Here is a 25638-nt window from a genome sequence, read left to right as displayed (position 1 = left end):
ACACATGACTACCAATAAAAATTTAGACGAAAATATTAGTTTTGAAGAAGCTTTAAGCGAACTTGAAGAAATTGTAAAAAAAATAGATAACGGGCAAGAGACTTTAGAAGCGGCAGTTAATAGTTTTGAGCGTGGTATTTTGCTTAAAAATCACTGTGAAAAGAAACTTAAAGAAGCCCGTTTGAAGATTGAGAAAATTACTAAGCTTGCCGATTCTACAATAACCTTGGAGGAAGTGGAGGTCTAAATAAAGGATGATTTATTATGCATAATAGTTTTCTTATAAGGCTTGTCCGGTGTTGTTGCATGACTCCTATGTCATTCCCGCGAAAGTGCAGTAGTGTCCGGAGAAAATTGGAGTATTATTAAAACCGTCATTGCGAGCGGTCGTAGACCGCGTGGCAATCCAGAAAAATAGTAAAAAATAACTAATTTTAGCATTTTTTTACTTCCTTGCTTCGCCCTTATTACTTTGTAATTCTTCTCGCAATGACGAAAAAACCTAATAATAATAACGTTTATTTTTTCTCCGGACACTACTGTGCAAAAGCGGGAATCTAGGAAAAAAGTCTAAATACAGTAAATTTTTTAAAATAAAAGCTCGATTTATCTCGCTTTATGCTGGATTCCCGCTTTTGCGGGAATGACATTGTATAGCAGCTAATTATTTAAAATGATACAAACATAAATATTATTCTATGCCTGAACAGATAATTGATTTTATTTATAACATTCCTAATATTGTCTTATTTCTTATAATCAACATTATTTTAATGGGGTTTTGCAGTATATGCTTATATCTCTCTAAATATATCATCCCAACTAATTTCCAAAGAGAAGAATTAGGCAGCCTTGGAGGATTTTTATCAGGTGTAGTAGGAAGCATGTATGCAGTATCAACCGGTTTTGTATTAATATATCTGCTTGGTAATTTTAATAAAGCTCAAGAAGTAGTGGCAACCGAATCTACAATATTAATGAGGCTTGCAGATAGTGTTAGTTGGCTTCCCCACGAGATGAAGCCTGCAATTTATGCAGATATTAAAAATTATGCACAAGATGTAGTAGGGCGTGAATGGCAGTTAATGAGGGATGGTAAAAAAATCGGTCATGAAGCACTTAGTTTTCTGCAAGATATTACTAGTCGTCTTAAAGATTATAAAGTAAATGATCAGATGCAATTATTTATTAAAAAAGAAATAGTTAAAGAGATCAAAGAGCTTTATACCATCAGGTATAATAGGATTAAAATGTCTTATTTTTCCTTAAATGTTCAATATTGGGTAGTCGTATTTATTATGACTACTATTAACCTAATTTTTGTTTGTATGCTTGGGATTAGGGTCTACTTGCATAAAATTTCAGTCATGTTAGTTTGTATAACCTCCGGTTCTATGATTTTCTTATTATTTATATTAGATAAACCTTTCCGTGGTCCTTTCGCGGTTAATCAATATGATCTTAATAAGGCTATTACATATATTGAACGTTTGGAGTAAAGTGTTTTTTGTCGTCATTGCGAGGAGATGCGTAGCATCGCCGTGGCAATCTCGTTAAGCATCCTGAGATTGCGTACGTACAAAACTTGCAGTTTCTTCTTGCAATGACGTTTTCTAATTTTCAAAGCAAAGCACATGCATATATATAAAAACAATTTTCATAGAGGCTCGTTTAACATTTGGGATCTATGTATAATATTGATTATATGCGGGATTATATTTGCAATAGGTAAGGGGCTGCATGAAATGGATTCATCCATTGTGGCTATTGCAAAAAACGAAATATATTTAGATCCAATCCATTTATTAGAATATACGCTGCAAACTACATTACGAATGTTTATAGCGATTATTATTTCGCTGATAACTGCTATAATATACGGGACTATTGCCGCAAAATATAAAACAGCAGAAAATATTTTAATACCAATATTAGATATCTTTCAATCTGTACCGATATTAGGCTTTTTAACATTTACTGTTACATGGTTTGTATCAATATTTCCAAATAGTAGTTTAGGTATAGAATGTGCGGTAATATTTGCTACATTTACTAACCAAGTGCCTAATATAGCCTTTAGCTTTTACCAATCACTTAAAACTATCCCGAATGATTTAGTCGAAGCAAGTAATATATTTAAACTTTCACCGCTGAAAAAATTTTTAAAGCTTGAATTGCCTTTTGCCACACAAGGGCTAATTTGGAATAGCATGATGTCGATGTCTGGTGGTTGGTTTTTTCTCGTAGCATCAGAGACTGTAGTAATAGGCGGGAATACAATTAGTGTACCTGGTATTGGTTCGTATATAGCTAAAGCGATATATGAGAAAGATATAATTTCTATAATCTATTCTGTAATCACTATGTTTATAGTAATTATATTATATGATCAAATTATATTTCGTCCGTTAATTGTGTGGGCAGATAAATTTCGTTATGAGAATATAGTAAAAGCTTGTACACCTAAATCCATGGTTATGGATTTATTTAAAAAGACAAATTTTATCACCATAATATATAGCAAAAATTATCTCTATTATATTCATACCATGTAATTTTTTTATTAATAATATAACCAAAATTATCTCAAATCTTTTATCTAAGCTCTATATTATTTTTATAAAACCAATACCAAATTTACTTATAGCTATCCTATGGTATGGGTGTTTAGCTTGTTTAGCAATATATGCTGCAAATAAATGCTATGGCTTTGCTAAAACAGCAATTAGTTTATCGGAGTTTTTATTAGTAATAAAATTAGGCTTTTTTACTCTACTAAGAGTAATTGCTATGGTCATTTTAGCTATTATTATATGGGTACCTATCGGTGTATTTATCGGATTAAATAGTAGCTATACCGCAAAAATGATGCCTGTAATACAGATTGCTTCAGCATTTCCTGCTAATTTTTTATTTCCTTTCGTGGTTATTTTTATTTCGCACTATAATCTCAATCCCAACATAGCTTTGAGTTTTCTTATGATACTTGGCACTCAATGGTATATTCTCTTTAATGTTATAGCTGGAACTTCGGCATTTCCTGCTGATTTAAAAGAATCAGCTAATATATTTCGTGTTAAAGGATGGCTATGGTGGAAAAATATTATATTACCTGGAATTTTCCCTCATATAGTTACTGGCGTTATAACAGCTTATGGAGGAGCTTGGAATGCAAGTATAGTAGCAGAAATAGTATCTTGGGGAAATGTGCGTATTTCTGCAATTGGTCTTGGTTCGTATATTACAAATGCTAGTGATTACAGCCGAGTAGCTATTGGGGTAGTGGTAATGTCTCTATATGTTATAGTTATAAGCCGTTTGGTATGGCGTCCGTTATATAATTTGTCGGTAAGTAAGAGTAAGTTAAGTTAGATGTTGTTTTATACCACGTCATTGCGAGGAGTGAAGCGACGTGGCAATCTCAGGATGCTTAATGAGATTGCTTCGTCGAAACTTTCAGTTTCTTCTCGCAATGACGATTTTGAAGTTACCTAATTAATAGAAATAATCCTATGACCAATAAAGAAATATTGATTTTAAAGGAAATAAATAAAAGTTTTATTGCTCCGTCAGGTAATGAAGTTAAAATTTTGGACAATATTAATTTTACTCTTTATGAAAAAGAAATTGTTGGGTTGCTTGGTAAATCTGGTTCAGGTAAATCTACTTTACTGCGGATATTATCGGCATTAGTACCCCCTACAAGTGAGGAAGTAATATTTAATAGCAAAAAAATTGAAGAACCAATAGAGGAAATTTCTATGGTATTTCAAAATTTTGCTCTTTTCCCGTGGCTTACAGTACTTGAAAATATTGAACTTGGCTTAAAAGCAAAAAATTTACCATCAGACGAAGTAAGAAAAAAAGCCATAAACGCTTTAAATATAATAGGGCTTAGCGGATATGAACATAATTACCCAAAAGAAATTTCAGGAGGTATGAAACAGCGTGTAGGGATTGCAAGATCGCTTGCAGTTGAACCTGAGATTTTACTTATGGATGAAGCGTTTTCTGCTTTGGATATTTTAACCGGTCAAGCATTAAAAACAGATTTATTAGATTTATGGTCAGAAAAAACTATATCATTAAAATCTATATTATTAGTAACGCATAATATAGAAGAAGCAATATTTTTATGTGATAGAGTTATGGTATTATCTTCAAATCCCGGTAAGATTATAGCAGAAATCCCTATTACTTTGCCGCATCCACGTGATCGTTTGAGTAAAGAATTCACTTGTCTTGTAAATAGAATTTACGATTTGATGAAGATTAATTTAAAATCTAACAGTGCTGATATTATGTCGATTCATGCTGCCGAGCCTTATAATATGGAACGAATGATGGAAATTTTGATATCTAAGCCATATAGCGGTCAGGCTAGCCTTGCTACCTTAGCTAAGTCGTTAAATATATCATCTGATAATTTCTTTAGCATTTTAGGAGCTTTGCAACTTTTTCAGTTTATTGAAATCCAAAATAGTGATGTACATATTACCGGAGCGGGTAGGGTGTTCCTTGATGGGGATGCAGAAGAAAGAAGAAAAATCTTTGGTAGACATTTGATTGAATATATTCCCGTAGCTGCTTCTATTAGGCGTATTTTACAAGAATCTAAAAGCCAAATGAAAAAGCAAACTCTTATTAGTCACTTAAGAAAGGAATATAAGAATGAAGAGCTTACAAATATATTAAATACTGTAATAGAGTGGGGACGTTACGGAAATCTATTTATTTACAATAACATAACGCAAATATTTAACTTAATATAGCTTCAACTGTTTCAGGATTTAAACTTAGTCTTTTATACGTATTTACTTAAGCTTATAACGTGTGGCTTTTCCTTGACCAATAGATTTTAAACGTTTTAAATCAACTAATTTTTTTATAATAGACTCAACTGTTCTTTCTGGAAAATTTAATGCACTTACAGCATCTTTTCGACTAAACTCTTTATTTTCTTTGTTAATCCAATTCCATAATAATAATTGTTTTTCCGATAATAAATACTCTATATTATCCTCTTTAATTATTTGTAAAGCTTTAGTGCTTTGTAATTTAACTACATTTAAGAAAAACTTTAACCAAGCTGTAATATCCTCTGCTTCCTTTTTCCAATGACTTTGTGTTTTATTAAGTGCCTTATAATAATCTACTTTATTTTCTTCAATAATACGCTCATGAGAGACGATTTGAGTAAATAAATAACCATGTTTTAAAAGTAATAAATTTGTTAATAATCTACTTGTCCGCCCATTACCATCTTGAAATGGATGAATTGCTAAATACTCAAAAATAAAATTAGCAATAAGTATGAGTGGATGTTTAGCTTTATCTTTAACAGCTAAATTATACCAATCTATTAGCTCTTGCATTTCTTTTTTAACTAAATATGGTGGTGTCGGTTCAAATATCACACCCACTATATTACCATCATAGTCTTTTGCTTCTACACGATTTGATGCAAATTTATAATTACCTTTATGACGTATATCTTTATCGCTATAAATTAACATATCATTATGTAGTTTTAATATAAATGACTTTGTAATATGTATTTCATCATAATTATTAAAAATCAATTCAAGGCATTGTAAGTATCCTGCTATTTCCTGCTCATCACGTGTTTTAAATTTTTGAACATCTAAATTTTTATAAAGATTTTCTACTTGATTATCGGTAAGTTTATTTCCTTCAATACGGTTAGAAGAACCTGTAGAGGTTATAATTACACAGCGAGTCAAACGCTCTATTGTTTGAGGCAAAAGTTGCTTAGTAATTTGCCAACTATTTTTTACGCCCTCGACTTCAGAAATTATTGCATATATTTCTTCAACTGTTTCAGGATTTAAACTTAGTCTTTTATGAATACGAAAATTTTGCAGGCTCATTTATAATCTCACATAGCTACTATGTGAGATTATGTGAGGAAGTCAATATTAATCTATAAATTTACTTTAATTTTTAAAGAACCTTGGTTAGCAATATATTTCTTTGCAAGAGATAGGTTATATCTAATACCTAGTTCTAACATATTATATCTAGTTGAAACACCACAACCTACATTATAAAGAATTTTTGCTGGTTTAAATCCAATTGTTGTAAGCAGCTCGTCATTTCCATCAAGATATGCGTTGATATTAGGTGATTTATGGTTAAAGTTATAATTTATAAAGCCATGTAACTCAGGTTTTAGTATTATATTTTCTACAAGGAAATTAGTTGTACCTTTTAATCCAATTATCCCCTCAAATTTATTATATGAATTTCTTCTAACTGATAAATTTTGGAAAGTAGTATTGTTTTCGTTATAGCTGCTATTTTTAAATGTAGCATAACGAATTCCAAGCATAGGAGTTAGAGTTGTAAGGTTAGAGTTAGGTATAATATAATTATAACCTCCAAGTAATTCACCACTATAAAAACTATTGGTAAATTGTCCTATAGCAGTTTGATTACCTGTAGAAGTAATACGTTTTTCCTTATTTTTTATTCTACTTGTACCATACGAACCTATAAACTCAGCAAATAAGTTATTTTGTAGCCAGTTATAAAGCCCGTAAACAGAGAATATATTACTTGTAGCTTTAGTTTTATCACCAGCTTTAGTATTCTTGTGGCGTAATTTACTCTCTGCTCTAGTATAAGCAGCACCAAGTACTATAGAATTATCGAACGCATAATCAATCCCTATTATACCACCGCCAGTGTTGGATTTATAACCACTTGCACCATTTTTAGATTTTTGCGTTGCGATGCCATAGAATGGTACACCCCAAACGCCAGTACCGATATTATCTTCATCACAAGCAGCAGTTGCGGCTTGAGTTCTATTAATAGTACGTCTTCTACCGCTAGTATTATTATTTTTAAGAGTTGAATTTGGTTCATTTAGTCCGCTTAGTCCAGTTTCGTCTCCTAATTCTTCTAATCGTCCAAAAATTCCTTCTGAGGTTAAATTATCCATGTTTATAGCAACATCGGTTAATATATTTTGGAGTTCCATATTAGTAAATTCTCCGACTCCTTCACTAACTTCTGTAATATTTACTCTATGACCTAAACGATCTAACGTTTCAATCATGGTATTTGTAGGCATAGCTTCTAGATCTTTCTTTAATTGAGCAGCACTACTAGTAGTGTCAGAATCCTTAACATTATTAGCTAATTGTGTTGCTATACCGCTAGCTACAGGATTGGTTATAGGATTTATTACAGATGGATCAAAACCGCCAGAGCCATTACCTCCATCTCCACCGTTACCGCCATCACCTCCATCGCCTCCATCTCCGCCGTCACCACCGTCACCGCCATCTACATCATCTGCAACTAATGCAAATCCAGTACCATCACTAACCCAATTTTTCCATTTATTTCCTGTATCGCTAGAATTAATAGTTACGTCGCTGTTAGGATAAGGAGAGAAAGTTGCTCCCTCATTAAGAGTAACTATTTGATGCTTATCACCTTTTGTAATTTTAGTTGTATCTGATCTGGATACTACATTGATTATTATTTTATTTATGTTGGACATATCATAACTTGAATCCTGATCAACTAATATATGTCCACCTGTTTTTAATGTCGTATCAAAATATGTGATAATATTTAATGTGCCATTATGTGTAACATTTCCCGTATGTTTTAATTCATAATTTGCTAAATCTAAAATGGCATCTGTTACGTTTAGGTCACCCTCCAGCACTGAGTTAGCTGTTAAAATTAATTTTGCTTTATCAGCTATTAAAGTACCTGCTTGTACATTTTTAACTTCTTCTTTGAACCAAACATTTTGATCAAATTTTATAGTACCGCCATTATTAATTGGGGCATTTACTAAAACAGCGTCTTTGAATTCTGCAGACGAAGTAGAATCTGCAAAATTAAAATTACTTGCCGCAACATCGGTTAAATAAGTAAATAATTGAAGTGAACGAGGTAGCGGTGTACCATCTACTATGGCGTTAGGGAGGTTTAAAGTCTTAGGATTTGTATTATTAGTTCCACGATCAAAATTAACAGTTTTACCTGCATCAATATTAACATTGCCAGCATATAGATCACCTTTGATAGTATTATTACCACTAAACTGAACGCTTGCTAAACTTTTACCGCTGCTACCTAAATCATAACTACTAGCACCATCAATATTAAGTTTTACATTACCCTGTCCGTTATTAGCAGTAGTTACGCCTGAATAGAACTTATCAGTATTAATATTGACTAAGCCATTGCCTAGTAACTCTATTGATTTTAATTTATTAGTATCAGTACCTATTGCACCATTTGCTGTAAAGTCGGTTACTGCTATTGTATGAGTATTATTTCCTGCTGTAGTAACGTTTGTAACATTACTTGCTGCATTTAAAGTTAAAGTTGCTGGGTTGTTTGCATTAGAAAAGTTAATGTTTTGAGCATTTAAACCACCTGAAATTATAGCATCGCTATTTGCTACTTCTATAGTATTAAGAGAATTATTAGCCCCAATAGTAGATGTTATATTAATAGGTGCTGGGTTATTTAATTTTAAAGTACCGCTATTAGCATTATCGCTAGAAATATCAGTAGCAGTTAAATTATTCTTAACCTCTATAGTAGCACCATTTAATAGAATAACCTTGCCACTGTTAACAGTGTTGCCAAAACTTACACTACCTGCTTGCACTGTAATATTACCGACTACCGCACTTGAACCTATGCTGCCGCTAACACTACCACCATTTGTAAAGACTAGATTTACAGCCTGACCGCCGCTTGTGTTAATGCCTACAGTTAAATTAGTGCCTGCTGCAAAAGTTATATTATTATTTCCGTTACCTTGAATTTCACCGATAGAGTAATTACCGCCAGCAGTTAAAGATACATCACCTGCTCCAGCTTTTAGCATAGCTATATTAGTAATTAAATCGGTAACTTGTCCTGCACCTAGGAAAGTTAATGTACCATTCTGAATACCAGTGCTTGCTACAGTTCCATTAATATTTACCCCATCAGCAAGATTTATTGTGCCTGCATTACCTTGAAAATCTACCTTGCCGTTTATATTACCTGTTGCTGAATAAATTGTACCTTTTGTGAAATACACATCAGCATTTACTTCTCCTAATTCTATTGTATTAACACCAAGCGATATCTTCTCAACAAATATACCGACATTTAAATCTATAGTACCATTACCAGTGCTGATAAAATCTAATTCTTTTAACCTTTGACCATTAACGCCAAGTGTATAATTAGCATTACCACCATTATCAATTGTTAACTTATTATTTCCGGTTGTTAGTTGTACTTTACCAAACTGATCACCGCCTGGACTTAAAATTCCTGTTAAAGTGATGGTTCTATCAGTAGTATTTGAACTATTTTGAAGATTTAAAGCAGAATCTGGATTAGCAAATGTCATTTTCGCACTATTTAAAGCAAAATCTTTACTTTCTGCATCTAAGCCGTAAGTAGCTGCTCCATTTGCTCCTGCTTCACCTATAATTATATTTTGAATTAAAGCTGATGTTAGGCTTTGATCAGTAAGATTTGCTCCAGCTTTAATATTTAACTTATTGGCATTATGAACGTCTAAATTATCACTAATTGTAACGTTACCAATAATATTTAAAGCAGTAAGTGCATTACCATCTGTGCCAAGTGTTGCTCCATTTTGACCACTTACTGTTAATTTTGCAGTACTACCATCTAAAGAGACGGTACCACCGCCACCGGTAAATCCTGCTAAGCTAGCGGCAAATTTAGTAGTTTGTTCTACTGGAGCAGATATTACTAATTCTGAATTTGCATTGTTAAAGTTAATACTACTATTTGCTACACTTAGAAGAGTAACATTAGGATTATTTTCTTTAATAGTAAAAATTTGTGAGGCTAAATTGTTTCCTATATTAATTGTTTTAAGCGTACCTATATTGGTAGCCGTTAATGTAGTTAAAACATTTAATACGCCATTATTGCCATTTATAATAGCATCTAGGATATATTGACCATTACCGCTAAATTCTAAAATACCGCCATTTGTTTTAAAATCAAGATTAGGCGTTGTTAGATTTCCGCTAAGCTGAATTCTTCCACCATTTATAAAATTGATATTTTCAGCAAATACATTATTTTTCAGAACTACCTTTGATGTATTATCACCTTATATATTTATAGTAGCTGGGCTATTTTCGGCATCAGTACCTATATTTTGAGCTACTCTACCATTATAGGTAAAATTTAAAGTACCAGCTACACTGCCAGTGCTTGTTACAATTCCCTCTATACTAAAGCCGTCACCTAAAGTAAATGTTCCACCTTTACCTTTGAAATCTACCCCACCTGTAAAATTCCCTGTAGATGTTAATTTCCTGCTCCATCATAAAATGCATTAACTGTTGTAGCCCCTGCTATTGTGGCATCTGCCCCAGCATTAACTGTTAAGGTTGTTGCATTTACATTACCGCCTATAGTATCAATGCCATTAAATACGATTTCAGTTAAACTATTACCTGTTACTCCACCTGTAATTGTTCCATCTTTTTCGAATATTAATTGACCATTTCCGGCATCTGCTTCATTTGTTATGCTGCCATCAAAATTAATCCTATCTAGTAACGTTAGTGCAGATGTATTATCTGTTAAGGTTATAATTTGTGAATATATACCACCGCCAAGGCTACTATCTCCTGCACCAACTTTTACTTGTGCAAGTGCTGCACCGTTTTCACCTATTCCATCTGTAACACTACTACCTGCTCCAAGTGTTAATACCCCTTTTCCATCATTACTTGTTTTTACTGAACCTGTTACTTTTACTCCGTTACCTAAAGTTAGAGCCGAATTTTGATCAGTTAATAATACAGGTGCAAATACATCAGCTAAGAAAGTAACAAGATTTGCTCCGATATTTACAAGCTTTAGGCTAGCTTTGTCAGTACCTATAGTGCCTGTAACATTACCACCATTTATTGTTAGCATTCCTTGGTTAGGGGCAGATGTTGTAACTGAATTGATTGTGTCATTTACAACTAAAATACCATTTGCACCAAATGCTATATTACTGTCTAATTGTAGATTTAAAGGCTGAGTAAATGTTACTTGACCTGTGCTATTCATACTTAAGAGTTTTGTAAACACATTATTATCAATTGTGATACTTCCAGGATTCCCGGGAGTTCCAATAGTACTAACTATGAATTCTTTCAGACGATGGTCATTATCTTGACCTATGGTAAATGGACCACCATTATTTGTTATTGTTAAATCCTGCCCAGCAGTACTTACTCTTACTATCCCGTAACCATCCTGAGTCGATGAAGGATTGAGATTATTATTTAAAGTAAATGTTCTAGCATCTGTATTACTGCTATTTACTAAAGCTAGCTGTGAATCCGCTCCTTCAAATATTATTTGTCTGTTATTTGCTAATAAATCTATATTACCACTTACAGCATTTACAGCATCAATTGTATAAGTGGTTTTATCTTTAATTCTTATTTCATCAATATTACCGGCATTAGGATCTTGAATTGTAAAGTCAGCATTAACGACTATTGTGCCGTTAGCAGCATTTGCTACAAGCCCTATTGTAGATGGTGCATTTATGATAATTGTACCACCATTCATTTGCATTACCTGCGTTAAAGGTTACAGTTCCTGCTGTTAAACCAGTATTAACGTTAATTGTTCCTGATGGATTAGTGCTATTTGTATAGGTAATATTTGTGATACTACTGTTGATGCTGGTGTTAACAGTGTCACTTAAATTAAGATTTGTACCCGCACCACCGCTAAACTCTAATGTATTTAAGCCAGTTATTGCTCCGTTAATAGAGCCATTTCCTAAAGTAATTACTGTAGCATTATTACCATTAGTTATTGTTCCTGTAAGCTTGCTACCATCACCTAAAGTAAATGTTCCGTTATTATCATTATAATTTACATTACCTGTAAGCCCACCAGTAGCTGTTACACTGCTGTTTCCTGCATTATATCCTAAATCACCGGTCATAAGACCAGTAACAATTGCACTAGCTCCATCATTAGCGACAACAAAATTTGTAGAATTTACAGTGGAATCAAGTTTTATGTTTGCACCATTAAAATTAATAGTGGTAGCATTTGTAATAGCTCCTGTAATTTCGTTATTACCTGCAAGATTTATAATTGTTGACAGGACACCCTGCGAATCTATAGTCCCTGTTATCTTTTTTCCATCTGCTATGTTCAACACAAAATTATTAGTACCATTACTAACATTTTGAATTGCACCTGTAATATTATTATTTATAGCTATGGTAAAATTAGGATTTTGATCAACATCACGCTTAAACAGGATATTTGTTGCATTAATTGCTCCGTTTAGAACAATATTAGTACTAAATTCATTCCCGTTTATAATATTGAAATTTGCAATATGGTTAGTTCCACCTACAGTACCATCAATTATAGCAGCTGTTCCAGCGTTATCTCCATTATGGCTTATAGTAACTGAACCATATGCTCCTCCTACATCTAGATTGTCAAAATTTGCTGTTAAGGTCTGACCAGCATTAGAATATACAGAGAAATTACCACCATTTTTATTAAAATTTACACCACCGTTAATACCGCCTTGAGCAAATAAGGTAGCATCTGCATTATAGTTTAATGTTCCGGTAATTAAGCCAGCAACAACAACATTTGCTTTTGCATTTGCTAAATTAATGTTAGTTGCATTAACAATTCCGCCAAAATTTATATTACCACTGCCATTAATACTTACCAAACTTAAAGAGTTAGTCCCTCCGATATCTTTAGTAATAGTTACACCGGTTCCTATATTTAATTTACCATTACCAGCAGTTCCGGTATTGTCGATACTGCCTGAAAGATTTATACCATCATTAATTGTTATTGTAGAATTTTTACCAGCAAAATCTATAGAAGTAATTATTTGATTACCGCTACCAGCAATAGTTGCATTTACATTGTCAGCAGTGAATTTAACAGGTGCGAATACGTTAGATGAGAAAGTAACAGGATTCGTTCCGATATTTACTGCTAATAAAGAATTAGTCGCATCACCTATGGCACCTGCAACATTCCCACTATTTATTGTTAATGTTCCTTGGTTAGGGGCATTCGTTATAATCGCACCAGTTACGCCGTTTACGACGAGTGTCCCATTTGCTTTATAAATAACCTGACCATTTGTTCCTAAATTTAAAGGTTGGTTAAACGTTACTTGGTTAGTGTTATTTACAGTTAATAAGCTTGTAAATATTGCAGGATTAATTATGATATTACCACTGCCATCAACTATGAATTCTTTCAGACGATGTGTAGGATCTTGACCTATGGTAAACGCACCGTTATTGGCTATAGTTAACCCATTAGTTGTTGAGCTTACTCTTACTATGCCGTAAATATCTTGAGTAGTAGAAGGAATTAGATTAGCAAATAGCGTAAATTTATGATCAGCATTACCAGTATTTACTAGATCAAGCTCTGAGTTTTTTCCTAGAAAATTTATCTTCGCACCATTATTTAACAAATCTACATCACCGTTTTTAGCATCTATCGTGTAAATGGTGTTATCTGCTATATCAACTTCATTTATTGTTCCAAAGCTTGGATCATTAGCAATTAAATTAACATTTAGATCTAAAATTCCTTTATTTCCATTTTTAATTGATCCTAAAAAGTTGAGTTGTTCCAGCCGCTTGGTTTATTACTAATTTTCCGCCTTGACTACCAAATGTTATAATATTTTGAGGATTGTTAGTTGGAGTCATAATAAGAGTAGCAGCAGAACTATCGCTACCTATTGTTATATTTTTTACAATAACAATAGTATTTTCCGTAGTTGTTGTTCCACTATTAATATTAAGAATAGCATTAGTACCATTTTTAAAATTTCTTAAGGTAGCATCACCATTTACGTTTAGAACGCCATTTTGGTTATTAAAATCAATATTAGTTAAAGAATTTTGAATGTTTAATGTACCTGACTGATTATATAATACATTGCTTGTTATTTGCCCTTGAGCGGTAATATTAGCACCAGCATTATTAATATTAAAACTAGTTGCATTAATTGTACCACCTAAAGTTACGTTTCCGTTAGCAGCTATATTTACTGCTAATAAAGAATTAGTCGCATCACCTATAGCACCTGTAATATTACCACTATTTATTGTTAATGTCCCTTGGTTAGGGGCATTCGTTATAATCGCACCAGTTACGCCGTTTACGACGAGTGTCCCATTTGCTTTATAAATAACCTGACCATTTGTTCCTAAATTTAAAGGTTGGTTAAACGTTACTTGGTTAGTGTTATTTACAGTTAATAAGCTTGTAAATACTGTAGGAGCGATTGTGATATTACCGCCACCATCAACTATAAAATTCTGCAAACGATGTGTAGCATCTTGACCTATGGTAAACGCACCGTTATTGGCTATAGTTAACCCATTAGTTGTTGAGCTTACTCTTACTACGCTGTAAATATCTTGAGTAGTAGAAGGAATTAGATTAGCAAATAGCATAAATTTATGATCAGCATTACCGGTATTTACTAGATCAAGCTCTGAGTTTTTTCCTAGGAAATTTATCTTCGCACCATTATTTAACAAATCTACATCACCGTTTTTAGCATCTATCGTGTAAATGGTGTTATCTGCTATATCAATTTCATTTACTGAACCAGCACTTGGATCATTAATTGTTAAATTAGCGTTTAACTGTATTGTCCCTTTTATACCATTTAATATTGATCCGTTAATAGTACTTGCTGCACCAATAATTAAAGTACCACCCGCTGCGTTATTATTGTTAAAAGTAAGACCACTAAGGGTTAATTTACCACTTGCATTGACAGTTCCAGAAGCAGCAGCATTTGCAAAAACCAGAGTATTTATTATAGCATCACCTTGTAAATTAAGTGTTTTGCCTGTACCACCATTACATTGTAATAAATTTAAATTATTAATAGTTCCGGTAATAGTACCACCTACAGCATTTAATGTACCTTTTATCCCACCGGTACTATTTATACTACCGGTAATTTTCATACCGTCAGCTAAAGTAAATGTCCCAGCTTGGTTTTTAAAATCTATATTACCTACTATACCTGCATTAACCGTAAAATTACCTCCTTGCGTATAATTTAGTGGACCAGTAACTAAACCTGTTGCAGTAACATTTGCTCCTGCGTTTGCTAAATTAATAGCATTTGCTTTAACAATCCCACCAAAATTTATGTTACCACTGCCGTTAATACTTACCAAACTTAAAGAGTTAGTCCCTCCGATATCTTTAGTAATAGTTACGCCATTTCCTAAATTTAATGTGCCGTTTGTGCTACCTGTACTGTCTATAGTAGTATTAATAGTTAAGTTATCATTAATCTGTAAAGTAGAATTTTTACCGGCAAAATCCATGGTGGTAAATGTTTGGTTACCAACACCGGTAATAGTAGCCGTTGCATTATCAGCGATAAATTTAAGAGGACCAAAATTAGGATTAAGACCTATCGTTGCATTAAGTGGACCTATTTGTGTATTCTGGCTCACTTCTACACCACCAAAAATAAGACCGCTAACTAGTGTATTTATTCCGTCAATTTGAGCATTCGCTTTATCTGCTGATATTTTAGGGGTTAATCCTGGTAAATTTGCTACTATTTGAATAGTAGCTCCATTAGTAAATAATCCTCCTATTAGACCTGCACCGCTACTTAAACTTACGTTATTTCCAGTAGTTAAAATTGATGTAGCTTCTACATTAAAGCTTGAAATCAGAGATCCATATAATGATGCTGTTGCTAAAAATCCTTTTAATATTTTAAACTTATTCTTCATATCTCAAATCTTACCCAATTAATTTTTTAATAAAACTCTTCATAGAATGTAATTAATACTAAAATGTAAAAATTTATTAAGAATTCTATATCTTAATTACTTAAATTTATTAACTTTTATTTACAAATATTAAATATTATTAATGAAATGAGGTTTTTTTACAACACAGATTTTAAGGTAATTTAAGATTTAAAATATCAGATAAGACAGTAATTTTTATTTGTAGTAAATTCAGATGGATCTAAGGATAGATTTAAGGGTAGAGAATATAATAATAAGGTTAGAAGTATGTAATAATATCTTGGGTTTGTAAGGATTGACTATTTTTTAAAAAAGATGCTTTAAATTATAATTTTTTAAGAAATTATCTATGATCATTTTATCCTTTTCATCTATTTTTGAAGTTTCAAATGTTATTTGATTATTAGGTAGTTTATTTAATTGTATTAGTAGGTTAACTAATTTATTTAATATTTCTGCAATATTTTTGGTATCAGCTAGATTATTTTCACTTTTATTTAAAGTAAGGGACTCTAGCTCATCTTCAAGCAAAAGAATAAGCTTAGTAGTGAAATTATATAAATTATTTAAAGTATCTGTAGTATCTTTGATCATAAACTATCCCCATCTTTTATTTTAGGAAGCCCAACAAATGCTCTTTTTTCGTTTAGAGTCATGAAATTAGCATTAGCAATTTTAGCCCAAAGATTTTCACGTTTTTCGGTTAAGGCGGATATACTATCAGAATCAAAATCAATGGTAATTTCTTCATTAAACAGATAAGAAAACCAATTACTTATATTATCAGCAATTTTATCAAGTAACGGAATTAAGGTTTCTTCCCATAAAGCAAGACGTGCTTCTTACATATTGCTATAGGTATTATCGCCGTTAATACCAAGTAATTGAGGCTGCACTCCAAATGCTAGGGCTATCTCTCTTGCGGCAGCATTCTTAGACTGAATAAAATCCATATCTTTTGGGTTGATACTCATTTCCTGCCAACCAAGCCCACCCTCAAGCAATAAAGGCTTACCGGCATTATTGTTACCGGTAAATTTTTCTGATAATTGTGCTTGTAATCTTTCAAATTGTTCATCGCTAAGGTAGCCATTACTATCTTTAACTATTAACGCTCCAGATGGTCTAGCACCATTTTGTAATAATGAATGATTCCAGTAAGAAGATTGTTGATGTAAATCAATAGGAAGTGAAGCGGCCTCTAAAGATGATAAGCCGTAATGGTAATTGGTAGGGTGATAATTTTTTAAATGCAAAACCCTGCTTATTTTAGAAATAGGATCTATTCTATATAATTTATTACCGCTTGCACTTTGATATTTATATGCAACCAAAATATTTTTGTCTAATACTGCTTCAGTTGCACTAGCCGGTAGTAAATAAATCTCTTTAGGTCTAAAGTCTGATGTCGATAAAATATAACTATTACCAAACAATAACATACTAGATATTAATTCACTGAAAAAATCAGCTCCAGCTTTTTCAGGATTTGGTCTTTTGAGTAAATTATTTAAGGGATGATTTGTGATTACTTCACCACTTTTACTTTTTAGTACTTTCCAAGGAACATGTCCAGCTGATTGAGCAATTAGGTTGACACATCTATAGACTATAACATTTTCACGATAAGCATCGATCCCCACTCTAACTTTCTTTATATTACCATAAGCAAGGTCATTTAGCTCAATAAAATGCTGGGATTTAGTAACATTACTACCCCAAAACTTTTTCCAATAATTTTTTACCATATATTCCCTATATCGGTTATTTGCAGAGAGTATATAATAGTTTGCTTAAGCAACTAATAGGGGATTAATAAAAAGGATGACTTGACATAAATTGTATTACAAATTATATTATATTAATGTAACTATAATTGTAATACTTAAAGCATATCATATGTCCGCACTTACTGTAAGATTACCCGATGACTTAGCAGAAGAAGTAACTAAGAGGGCTAGAAAACTTCATATTTCACGTAGTCAGTATATTAGAAAATCTATTGAAAACATGAATAAAAGCTTATATGAGCAAGAACGGCAAGAGAAGTTATTTGCAGCTAGTATGCGTACTCGCACAGAAAGTATAAAAATAAATTCTGAATTTTCTAATATTGAACATGACCCTGAAAATTAATCTCGGAGAAATTTGGCTTGCCGATTTGAATCCTAAAGTTGGTAGTGAGCCTGGCAAAACGAGACCTGTACTAATTATTCAAGATCAAGTATTATTAGATGCGAGTCATCCGTCTACTTTAATCATCCCCTTGACAACTAATTTGATAGATGATGCTTTTCCTTTACGAATCCGTATTAAAGCTCATAATAAATTAGAAAAAGATTCGGACCTGTTAATAGACCAAATACGTAGCATAGATAATAAACGTTTAATTTTAGGACCTCTAACTAGTTGTAATCCTACCACTATGCAAATAATTTATAAAGCAGTATTAGAAGTTATAGGAGTTAAAATATAAGAGTCTGTGGGGGAAAGCGCTTATTTGACTTCCAAATTTTAAAGTATTTGCGATACAGTGCCACGATATTTTTGAGAGAATCTAAAAGAGTATATATTATTACATTTTGAGGTTGTTTTTGAGGTAATTAATTCCCATCTTATTTCTTTAAAATAATTAATAATACAATAAACTTATTCCTCAAAATCTTCTAAACTAACGCCATGTTTTGTTTTATTCCATTTAAACGGACAGAAGATAATTTCAAAAACTGCTTTATATGAGGCTATAGTATGTAATATGAAATAGCCAGCCCACAAAACTAACGCTATTAAATCCTGAAACTTTATTTTTCCAAATTTTAAAGAATTTTTTAATATATAAATAACAGTTCCGTATAAATATAAGAGGGAAAAAATACTATTAACCAGCCATACATAATCAATTATAGGGTTTTTATTTATAATAATGGAAAATATTATAAAAGGTAAGCACCAGAAATTATAAGTTGATAGCCCAATGAAAATATAAATAGTTATCATTTGTAACAAAGTAAGTTTTTTATACTTATCTTTTTGTGCTATAAACACAAAAAATGTTTGCAAAAAACCTTTGATCCAACGTGATCTTTGATTTAACCAATTACCTAAACTATTTGGTGCTTCTTCTAAAGTATATGAGTCAAGAATGGCTACCTTATAATTTTGCGAGTAAATTCTTAACCCAATTTCAGCATCTTCGGTTACGTTATGAGCATCCCAGCCACCCAACCTACGTAATATATCTGCTTTAAAATGATTGCTCGTACCGCCAAGTGGGGTAGGGAGCTTGAGCAAACTTAACCCTTTTAAAATATATTCAAACCATAAGCTATATTCTAGATTAAACATTTTAGTTAAAACATTTTCGTTTTTATTATAAAAATTGAGCTTGGCTTGCAGACAAATAAAATCGGGTGCTAAACTCTTAAACATTGCTAAAGCCTTAAGTAGTTGATCTGGTTCAGGTTTATCTTCAGCATCGTAAACAACTACATATTCACCTCGTGAATATTCTAAAGCATAATTAAGGGCTTTTGGTTTAGTTTTGGGGAAGCTTTGGGGTACTAGTATCACGTGAAAATATGCAGGTAAATTATATAATGCCATTTCTTTAATCATTAAATAATCATCATCTTCGATAATTATTTTGACATCTAGTTTACTATCAGGGTAATTAATTAATGAAATATTTTTGATTATTGATCTTAATTTGCTTAACTCTTTATATAATGGCACTAAAATTGTATAAATCGGTAGCTCTTCTATACTGTTTCACGTCTGTTTTATTTCTAATGGCTTATAGTCTCTGGTTGCTTTTACAAATAAGAGCGATTTTAAAACATTTTGTACAAAGTAGCTTATATTATTAGTAATATGAAATAAAACCGGCAAATAAATTAATATTACTATAAACACAACAAAAAATATTATTACCTTATTTGCATAATTAATATTTTTAGCAGTAATTGTTCCAACTTTAAATTTAAGATCATATTTAGCTTTAATACTATTTAAGTGAGCAAAGTTCTGCTCTAATGACTTATAAAAATAATATTTCTTGATTAGGGCTATAGAAGAAAAGTTATTCTTTTCATCAAATAATAATTTTAAATTATTTATGGCAGTAATTTTATTTCCTGCTTTATCTTCATAAACAAAATATCCCTGCATTACATATTCTTGAGCATTAGAATAATTATAAATTTTAATAGAAGAAATATTATTTATTATTGGTAGTATCTTATTTTCATAAAGCATATCAATTATTAATTCATTGTCGATTACATCCTTTTTGATAATAGTATTTAAGTCAGCTAACTGCTTTCTATCTTTAATTAGTTGCAAAATTTTATCTTCATCTATACATCTAACCATGCTGAAAAGCTTATACCTGATATTTTATATTTTTTGTTTGAAAGGCTGCGATCCCAAAAATAACCTATTTGAGTTGTTAATGAACTTTTGTTTTCTTTTCCAAAGTTAATTATTTTTGCAACCCCTAATTGCTCATAAACAGAGTTATCATATATAGAGCCGTAATTTTTTCTAGTGTGATATTTTGTAAAACTTGTAAGCATTATTCCGTTGCTAAATTTAATGCCCTCACAAATAGAGAAATTATAATACATCTTCTTATAACCAGTATTATTTATAGAATGTCCAAAGCTAATTGCATTTTGGCTAAATATAGTAACGGAATGGATATTTTTAGACATTCCTGTTAATAAAGATATTTCTCCTAAAAAACTCTCTTTCTGCTTTTTATTACTAACCATCAGGATTTTAGGTTGAGCTGAAATAACAAAATCATGATCACCAAATAATTTAAACTTGTAATAAATAGCAGCTTCTAGGCTTGTATTTTTTTTATTTATAAATTTATCGTTTTTATGTAAGAAATTCATACCTATATTTTGGTTATCGGTTATGCCATACTCTATACAGATATTTGCAAACTGCTCATCCTGATAGGATAATAACTTCAGTATTTTCTGCTCTAATTTTTTTATTTGCCGTAGAATTTTTGCTTGAAGATTAGGTTGATTTTTTACTTCTTCAAGATGTTGCCTAAGATATATTATTCTATTGTTTATATGTAAAACAGTTTCCTCTCTTTGCTTTTTTTCTGTTTTTGAGATTTTATTAGTTTTATTTCCTCCTACAATATATCTATATCTACCTTGCTCTAACAGCCATGCGGAAGCATGTGCCGTGTTAATATCAAAAACAATTATAATAAATATGAGGCAGCAATATAGCCTTAATATCATAGCCGCTTAAATTTAAAAAATGCATTATAATAACAATTATAAGTTGAGTAAAGTGTTAAATGAAAAATTTAATAAAATTTTTTGATTGAAATATTATATAACTTATTGTAGTAATAATTTATATAAGACTAAATTAACTTAAAGAGGAAAATATGCGTGATCAAAAAATTGAAAGTACAAAACTTAATTCCGGCACAACAAATTATTTTGAAAGTAATTTTTCAGAAACGTTTAGTGGAATGATAACAATTGCATCTGATACAAAAGTTGTATTTAAAAGTCTAAATAAAGTCAATAAATTAGTATTAGGAGCACGCAGCAGTGCTGAAATAACTGATCTTAATAAAGTATTTAAAAATGATGAAGATATAGAAGTTGTATTATCAGGTGATGAGATTAGTTCAGATAATGAATCTATTTAAATATGATCGTAGAAGTTTAATATTTTAAAAATACGCTATCTGAGTAATAAAAACTTATTTTATAACTCAAAATATGCTATAATATGAGTTATAAAATAAATATTTATAGCTCATGATATGGAATTGGCAGCATAAAGATTGGTCTAATTTTAAATATGATCAGAAAAATATTTCTGATTTGGAAAAACGTTTTATCAATAATAGCGGTGTTCTTTTAGGGGCAACTAAACATCTTTCGAAATCAGATAAAGATAATTTAGTTGTTATGCTTGCAAGTGATGAAGCGTTAAATAGTTCTGAAATTGAGGGTGAATATTTAAATAGAGACAGCTTGCAATCCTCTATAAAGCGTTATTTTAATATAGCAAGGGATAATAGAAAAGCTTCGCCTGCGGAAAATGGTATCTCAGAATTGCTTGCCGATATGTATTATTCATATGATCAGCCTTTAAACCATGACTGTTTATTTCGTTGGCATGAAATGTTAATGAACGGTAGAAAAGATTTAGATGCTATAGGAAAATATCGCATCCACCTAGAGCCAATGCAGGTAGTTTCAGGCAAATATTATGAGCCAATAGTACATTTTGAAGCACCGCCATCTGATATTGTACCAAAAGAAATGGATAGATTTATAGAATGGTATAATAATATTACGGATTCTATTACTCCACTTACTAAAGCTGCTATTGCCCATCTTTATTTTGAGTCTATACATCCGTTTGAAGATGGTAATGGAAGAATAGGTAGAGTTATCACTATAAAAATGCTATGTCAAAATATAGGAAAACCAATATTAATAGCTTTGTCTCACGTAATAAATCAGGAAAAAAAGTTATATTATAATGATCTAGAAAATAACAATAAAAGTTTAGAAATTACTGACTGGATATTATACTTTGTTAAAACGATAATTAAAGCTCAGGATTATACTTTACTTAATATTGAGTTTTTAATAAATAAAACAAAATTTTATGATAAATTTAAGAATGCATTAAACACAAGACAGGAAAAAGTAATTAAAAGAATTTTTGAAGAGGGGGTAGAGGGCTTTAAAGGTGGTTTGAGTGCTAAAAATTATCTAAACATCACCAAAACCTCTAAAGCCACTGCTACAAGAGATCTACAAGAATTGGTAGAGATGCAGGCATTTATTAAAACCGGCGAACTTAAAGCTACAAGGTATTATATTAATTTAGAAAATTAGAGTAAGATTAACTTTATTGTGTGCCTAAATTAAGAAGAAGTATCTTCATCTATATATTATTCTTTATTTGTATTATTCAAAAACTTTTCTTTTTAATCTTTACTAAGAAAAGATAATAAGTTATCCTTTCTTAAGGTATATCTCTTAAGAAAGGATAGAATATGAATAAACGCATAGGTAAATACATCATTCAAAAAGTATCAGGTGAGTCATATAAGGCTTATATACCACCTGAACCTCCTATAGATTTAGTAAAATTATATACTCACCTTGAAAAAGCTACCTTAGCACTTGCAGAGTTAAACATAACCTGTAAATCTATCCCTAATACTTCGTTATTTATTTATATGTATGTCCGCAAGGAAGCATTGCTCTCAAGCCAAATTGAAGGTACACAAAGCTCTTTTTCAGACTTAATGTTATTTGAGCATAATCAAAAACCTGAAATATCCATAGAAGATGTGGAAGAAGTATCTAATTATGTAAAAGCTATAATGTATGGTTTAGAAAGGTTAAAAGATGGTTTTCCTTTTTCCTTAAGATTATTGCGGGAAATCCATAATATATTACTTTCTGGAGGGCGTGGCTCTAAAAAATTGCCAGGAGAATTTATGCGTTCTCAGAACTGGATTGGTGGCACAAGACCAGGCAATGCGTTATTTGTTCCTCCTCCTGTAAATTATTTAAATGATTGCCTGTCTCATTTTGAAAATTTTTTGCATGATAATAGCCTGCCGGTTCTTATTAAAGCCGGTATTGCTCATGTTCAATTTGAAACAATTCATCCATTTTTAGATGGTAATGGACGTTTAGGACGATTACTAATTACATTGTTGCTTTGTCATAATGAAATACTTAATGCCCCAATTCTATATTTGAGCCTTTACTTAAAACAAAATCGTCATATTTATTATGAGCTACTTCAAGAAGTCAGGATCCATGGTAATTGGGAAACTTGGCTGGAGTTTTTTTTAGAAGGCATTCATAAATCTGCAATGCAGGCAATCCAAACAACCAATCTTATTAATCAATTATTTGAAGAAGATATTACCCAGATAGAAAAAGCAGGGCGAGCAAGATTTGTTTGTAAGCAAGTTTTAGAATATATGAAATTATTGCCGCAAGTAAATGTATCTATGCTTGCTAAGGGGCTAGATATAACTGCACCTACGGCAAGGCATGCTCTTGAATTAATGAGAAAACTTAATATTTTAGAAGAAATAAGCGGTAAAAAACGCGACAAAATATACGTGTATCGTAAATATTTAAATATTCTTGAAGAGGGTGCTGAGCCTTTTACTATTACCTCCTATTAATCTTATTTGTCACTATACCTAACATAAATATAAAACAGCTTACCATCGTTCCTATAAATACTCCCCTGAGGTTAAAATATTGTAGAGATAAGGAATAATGTTCCCAAAATAGAAAAGTTGCTGCTCCGCTTATTGATGATAAAACCATTATTTGTGTTGGTACTCTAATGCTAAAAAGCGTTGTTACTAGCGGTACTAATATTACAGGTCCCCAAAAGCCAGTAAAAAATACTACTAAATCTATTACGTTACTGAATTTTAAGGCAGCAATTATAGCAAGGCTTCCTGTTGCTACGTTAATAATTCGGGCAATTAATAATAGTTTTTGCTCATTTTTTACCTTTAGAATTGGGTTAATTATGTCTTTAACAATAGCTATGGAAGTAACGTTTAAGTCAGAGTCGGCAGTAGACATAACAGCAGCAAGCAGCCCGCTTATGACTAAGCCTTGAATTAAAGGCGGGATTATTTGATTGATCAGATAAGGTAATACTAAGCTTGATGGTTGCTCTGGATAAAGTTTATAAGCAATTAATCCGTTTAAAGTAACACAAATTAAAAAGAATAAATATATAACCGATTTTGTATATATTGCTTTAGTCGTTTGAGTAGGGTTTTTATTAATCAAAGCTCTTTGAATAAAGGTAGGGTATAGATTCATTACGCTAAAGCTTAAAGCAGCAGCGATTATATAAGAAAATAAGTTAGATGGATTAGTTTCAACAATCAAATCGCCTATAGGATTTATAGAACCAATTTTGTTTAGTCCTATAAAAGTGACAACAGGTATCGCAATTATCATAGCAAAAAATTGCAGTAAATTAGTAAAAACAATAGATTGCAGCCCACCTATTGTAGTGTATATAAGTACTATACTATAGCTTAAAATTACTCCCTCAATATAATTTATTTCTAAGATATATTGAAAAATATAACCGCTGACGCTTATTTGAGCTGCTAAAAATCCAACCGATACAATTACAGAGCTAACCCCGCCAATAAAGCGACCTAGATTGCCATAATATATACTCATTATATCGCCTATGCTTTCTGCCCCATGATGTTTTGCAATTAGTGGCACTACATAAATAGCGATTATGATATCTATCGGGATAGTAAGTATTAAAGCGTAAGCATAATATGCATGTCCTAAAAAAGTTTTTTCTGTAATACCAAAAGTAGTAGCTCCTCCTACAGAACTTGCAAATATAGTAGCTATTAATAGCAGTTTGCTATTCTGAACCTTACTCTCTACATTGGCATAATTTTTAAAGCTACTGTTTTTAGCTCGGTAATAAACACCTACGGCTAAAATTGATATCAGATATAAGAATATGATAATATTATCGATAGGTATTTTAAGCATTATAAGATTTCTGAATTAAAATGAATTATTAATATATCTTATTTATCACAACATAAGAATAAAAAACTCATTAACAATTATTAACTAATTAATAGATATTAATATTTTTTAGCTGGACCTAGTTCCCAAGCCACGGGGGTGACAGGGGGAAATGATCCCCGCAAGCAAGCCTTAAGCGGGGATGACATCGGAGCCATGCAACAAGACCAGTT

20 protein-coding genes and 1 pseudogene are annotated in these 25638 nt (G+C 31.6%); 10 read left to right on the top strand and 11 right to left on the bottom strand.

Annotated features, from left to right (window positions below; translation table 11 throughout):
* Positions 1-4: 4 nt before the first annotated feature.
* The 5 genes from AAGD49_RS04665 to AAGD49_RS04645 all read left to right on the top strand — a co-directional run bounded on the left by AAGD49_RS04665 (position 5) and on the right by AAGD49_RS04645 (position 4772).
* Positions 5-247 carry an exodeoxyribonuclease VII small subunit gene (locus AAGD49_RS04665; RefSeq protein ID WP_011477434.1) on the top strand — a complete coding sequence of 81 codons (243 nt, stop codon included), beginning with the start codon at positions 5-7 and terminating at the stop codon, positions 245-247.
* A 526-nt stretch (positions 248-773) separates the two neighbouring features.
* Entirely contained in the window at positions 774-1499 is a 726-nt protein-coding gene (locus AAGD49_RS04660; protein WP_341789228.1) for a DUF4239 domain-containing protein, read from the top strand.
* Positions 1500-1634: 135 nt separating this feature from the next.
* Positions 1635-2555 carry an ABC transporter permease subunit gene (locus AAGD49_RS04655; RefSeq protein WP_341788129.1) on the top strand — a complete coding sequence of 307 codons (921 nt, stop codon included), beginning with the start codon at positions 1635-1637 and terminating at the stop codon, positions 2553-2555.
* A gap of 235 nt (positions 2556-2790) precedes the next feature.
* A complete protein-coding gene (locus tag AAGD49_RS04650) occupies positions 2791-3372 on the top strand; it encodes an ABC transporter permease subunit (RefSeq protein ID WP_341788128.1) in 582 nt (193 codons plus the stop codon).
* 140 nt (positions 3373-3512) lie between these two features.
* Positions 3513-4772, top strand: coding sequence for a nitrate/sulfonate/bicarbonate ABC transporter ATP-binding protein (locus tag AAGD49_RS04645; RefSeq protein ID WP_341788126.1), 1260 nt, complete (start codon positions 3513-3515; stop codon positions 4770-4772).
* 42 nt (positions 4773-4814) lie between these two features.
* Here AAGD49_RS04645 and AAGD49_RS04640 read toward each other — a convergent pair whose 3' ends face one another.
* From AAGD49_RS04640 to AAGD49_RS04610, 7 genes and pseudogenes are all read right to left on the bottom strand, one after another.
* On the bottom strand, positions 4815-5891 hold the full coding sequence (locus AAGD49_RS04640) for a Fic family protein (RefSeq protein ID WP_341788125.1): 1077 nt from the start codon (positions 5889-5891) through the stop codon (positions 4815-4817).
* Between the two features lie 53 nt (positions 5892-5944).
* Positions 5945-9403, bottom strand: coding sequence for an autotransporter domain-containing protein (locus AAGD49_RS04635; RefSeq protein ID WP_341788123.1), 3459 nt, complete (start codon positions 9401-9403; stop codon positions 5945-5947).
* A gap of 941 nt (positions 9404-10344) precedes the next feature.
* Complete coding sequence (locus AAGD49_RS04630) at positions 10345-11610, bottom strand: hypothetical protein (RefSeq protein ID WP_341788122.1); 1266 nt, start codon at positions 11608-11610, stop codon at positions 10345-10347.
* Complete coding sequence (locus AAGD49_RS04625) at positions 11546-13519, bottom strand: hypothetical protein (protein ID WP_341788121.1); 1974 nt, start codon at positions 13517-13519, stop codon at positions 11546-11548. The genes AAGD49_RS04630 and AAGD49_RS04625 overlap by 65 nt, the downstream gene beginning before the upstream one ends.
* A 133-nt stretch (positions 13520-13652) precedes the next feature.
* Positions 13653-15827 (bottom strand): hypothetical protein, encoded by a 2175-nt coding sequence (locus AAGD49_RS04620; protein WP_341788120.1) that lies wholly within the window; start codon positions 15825-15827, stop codon positions 13653-13655.
* 327 nt (positions 15828-16154) lie between these two features.
* Positions 16155-16442, bottom strand: coding sequence for a hypothetical protein (locus tag AAGD49_RS04615; protein ID WP_341788119.1), 288 nt, complete (start codon positions 16440-16442; stop codon positions 16155-16157).
* Positions 16439-17596, bottom strand: a pseudogene (locus tag AAGD49_RS04610) (phage portal protein). Before AAGD49_RS04610 ends, AAGD49_RS04615 begins: the two are co-directional and overlap by 4 nt.
* A 151-nt stretch (positions 17597-17747) precedes the next feature.
* Between AAGD49_RS04610 and AAGD49_RS04605 the strand changes: the two are divergent.
* Positions 17748-17984: a ribbon-helix-helix protein, CopG family gene (locus tag AAGD49_RS04605; protein WP_341788118.1), complete on the top strand. Its 237-nt coding sequence runs from the start codon at positions 17748-17750 to the stop codon at positions 17982-17984.
* Positions 17968-18324 carry a type II toxin-antitoxin system PemK/MazF family toxin gene (locus AAGD49_RS04600; protein WP_341788117.1) on the top strand — a complete coding sequence of 119 codons (357 nt, stop codon included), beginning with the start codon at positions 17968-17970 and terminating at the stop codon, positions 18322-18324. Before AAGD49_RS04605 ends, AAGD49_RS04600 begins: the two co-directional genes overlap by 17 nt.
* 173 nt (positions 18325-18497) lie before the next feature.
* On the opposite strand, the gene AAGD49_RS04595 is transcribed toward AAGD49_RS04600, so the two are convergent.
* From AAGD49_RS04595 to AAGD49_RS04585, 3 genes are read right to left on the bottom strand one after another with little or no spacing between them, the layout of a single operon-like run.
* A complete protein-coding gene (locus tag AAGD49_RS04595) occupies positions 18498-19580 on the bottom strand; it encodes a glycosyltransferase family 2 protein (protein ID WP_341788116.1) in 1083 nt (360 codons plus the stop codon).
* Between the two features lie 36 nt (positions 19581-19616).
* Positions 19617-20219: a hypothetical protein gene (locus AAGD49_RS04590; RefSeq protein ID WP_341788115.1), complete on the bottom strand. Its 603-nt coding sequence runs from the start codon at positions 20217-20219 to the stop codon at positions 19617-19619.
* Positions 20204-20749 carry a hypothetical protein gene (locus AAGD49_RS04585; protein ID WP_341789227.1) on the bottom strand — a complete coding sequence of 182 codons (546 nt, stop codon included), beginning with the start codon at positions 20747-20749 and terminating at the stop codon, positions 20204-20206. The genes AAGD49_RS04590 and AAGD49_RS04585 overlap by 16 nt, the downstream gene beginning before the upstream one ends.
* Positions 20750-21267: 518 nt before the next feature.
* Here AAGD49_RS04585 and AAGD49_RS04580 point away from each other — a divergent pair.
* From AAGD49_RS04580 to AAGD49_RS04570, 3 genes are all read left to right on the top strand, one after another.
* Positions 21268-21537: a hypothetical protein gene (locus AAGD49_RS04580; RefSeq protein WP_341788114.1), complete on the top strand. Its 270-nt coding sequence runs from the start codon at positions 21268-21270 to the stop codon at positions 21535-21537.
* Between the two features lie 112 nt (positions 21538-21649).
* Entirely contained in the window at positions 21650-22744 is a 1095-nt protein-coding gene (locus AAGD49_RS04575; protein WP_341788113.1) for a Fic family protein, read from the top strand.
* 161 nt (positions 22745-22905) lie between these two features.
* A complete protein-coding gene (locus tag AAGD49_RS04570) occupies positions 22906-24060 on the top strand; it encodes a Fic family protein (RefSeq protein WP_341788112.1) in 1155 nt (384 codons plus the stop codon).
* Here AAGD49_RS04570 and AAGD49_RS04565 read toward each other — a convergent pair.
* Entirely contained in the window at positions 24047-25426 is a 1380-nt protein-coding gene (locus tag AAGD49_RS04565) for a sodium:solute symporter family protein (protein ID WP_341788111.1), read from the bottom strand. The two genes, AAGD49_RS04570 and AAGD49_RS04565, sit on opposite strands and share 14 nt — an antisense overlap.
* Positions 25427-25638 lie beyond the last annotated feature (212 nt).

Origin of the sequence: Rickettsia endosymbiont of Lasioglossum villosulum, from assembly GCF_964026455.1 — a bacterium.
Classification (GTDB): Bacteria; Pseudomonadota; Alphaproteobacteria; order Rickettsiales; family Rickettsiaceae; genus Rickettsia.
Note: the sequence above shows the minus strand (reverse complement) of the source record. Positions and strands in the feature narration are given on the sequence as shown.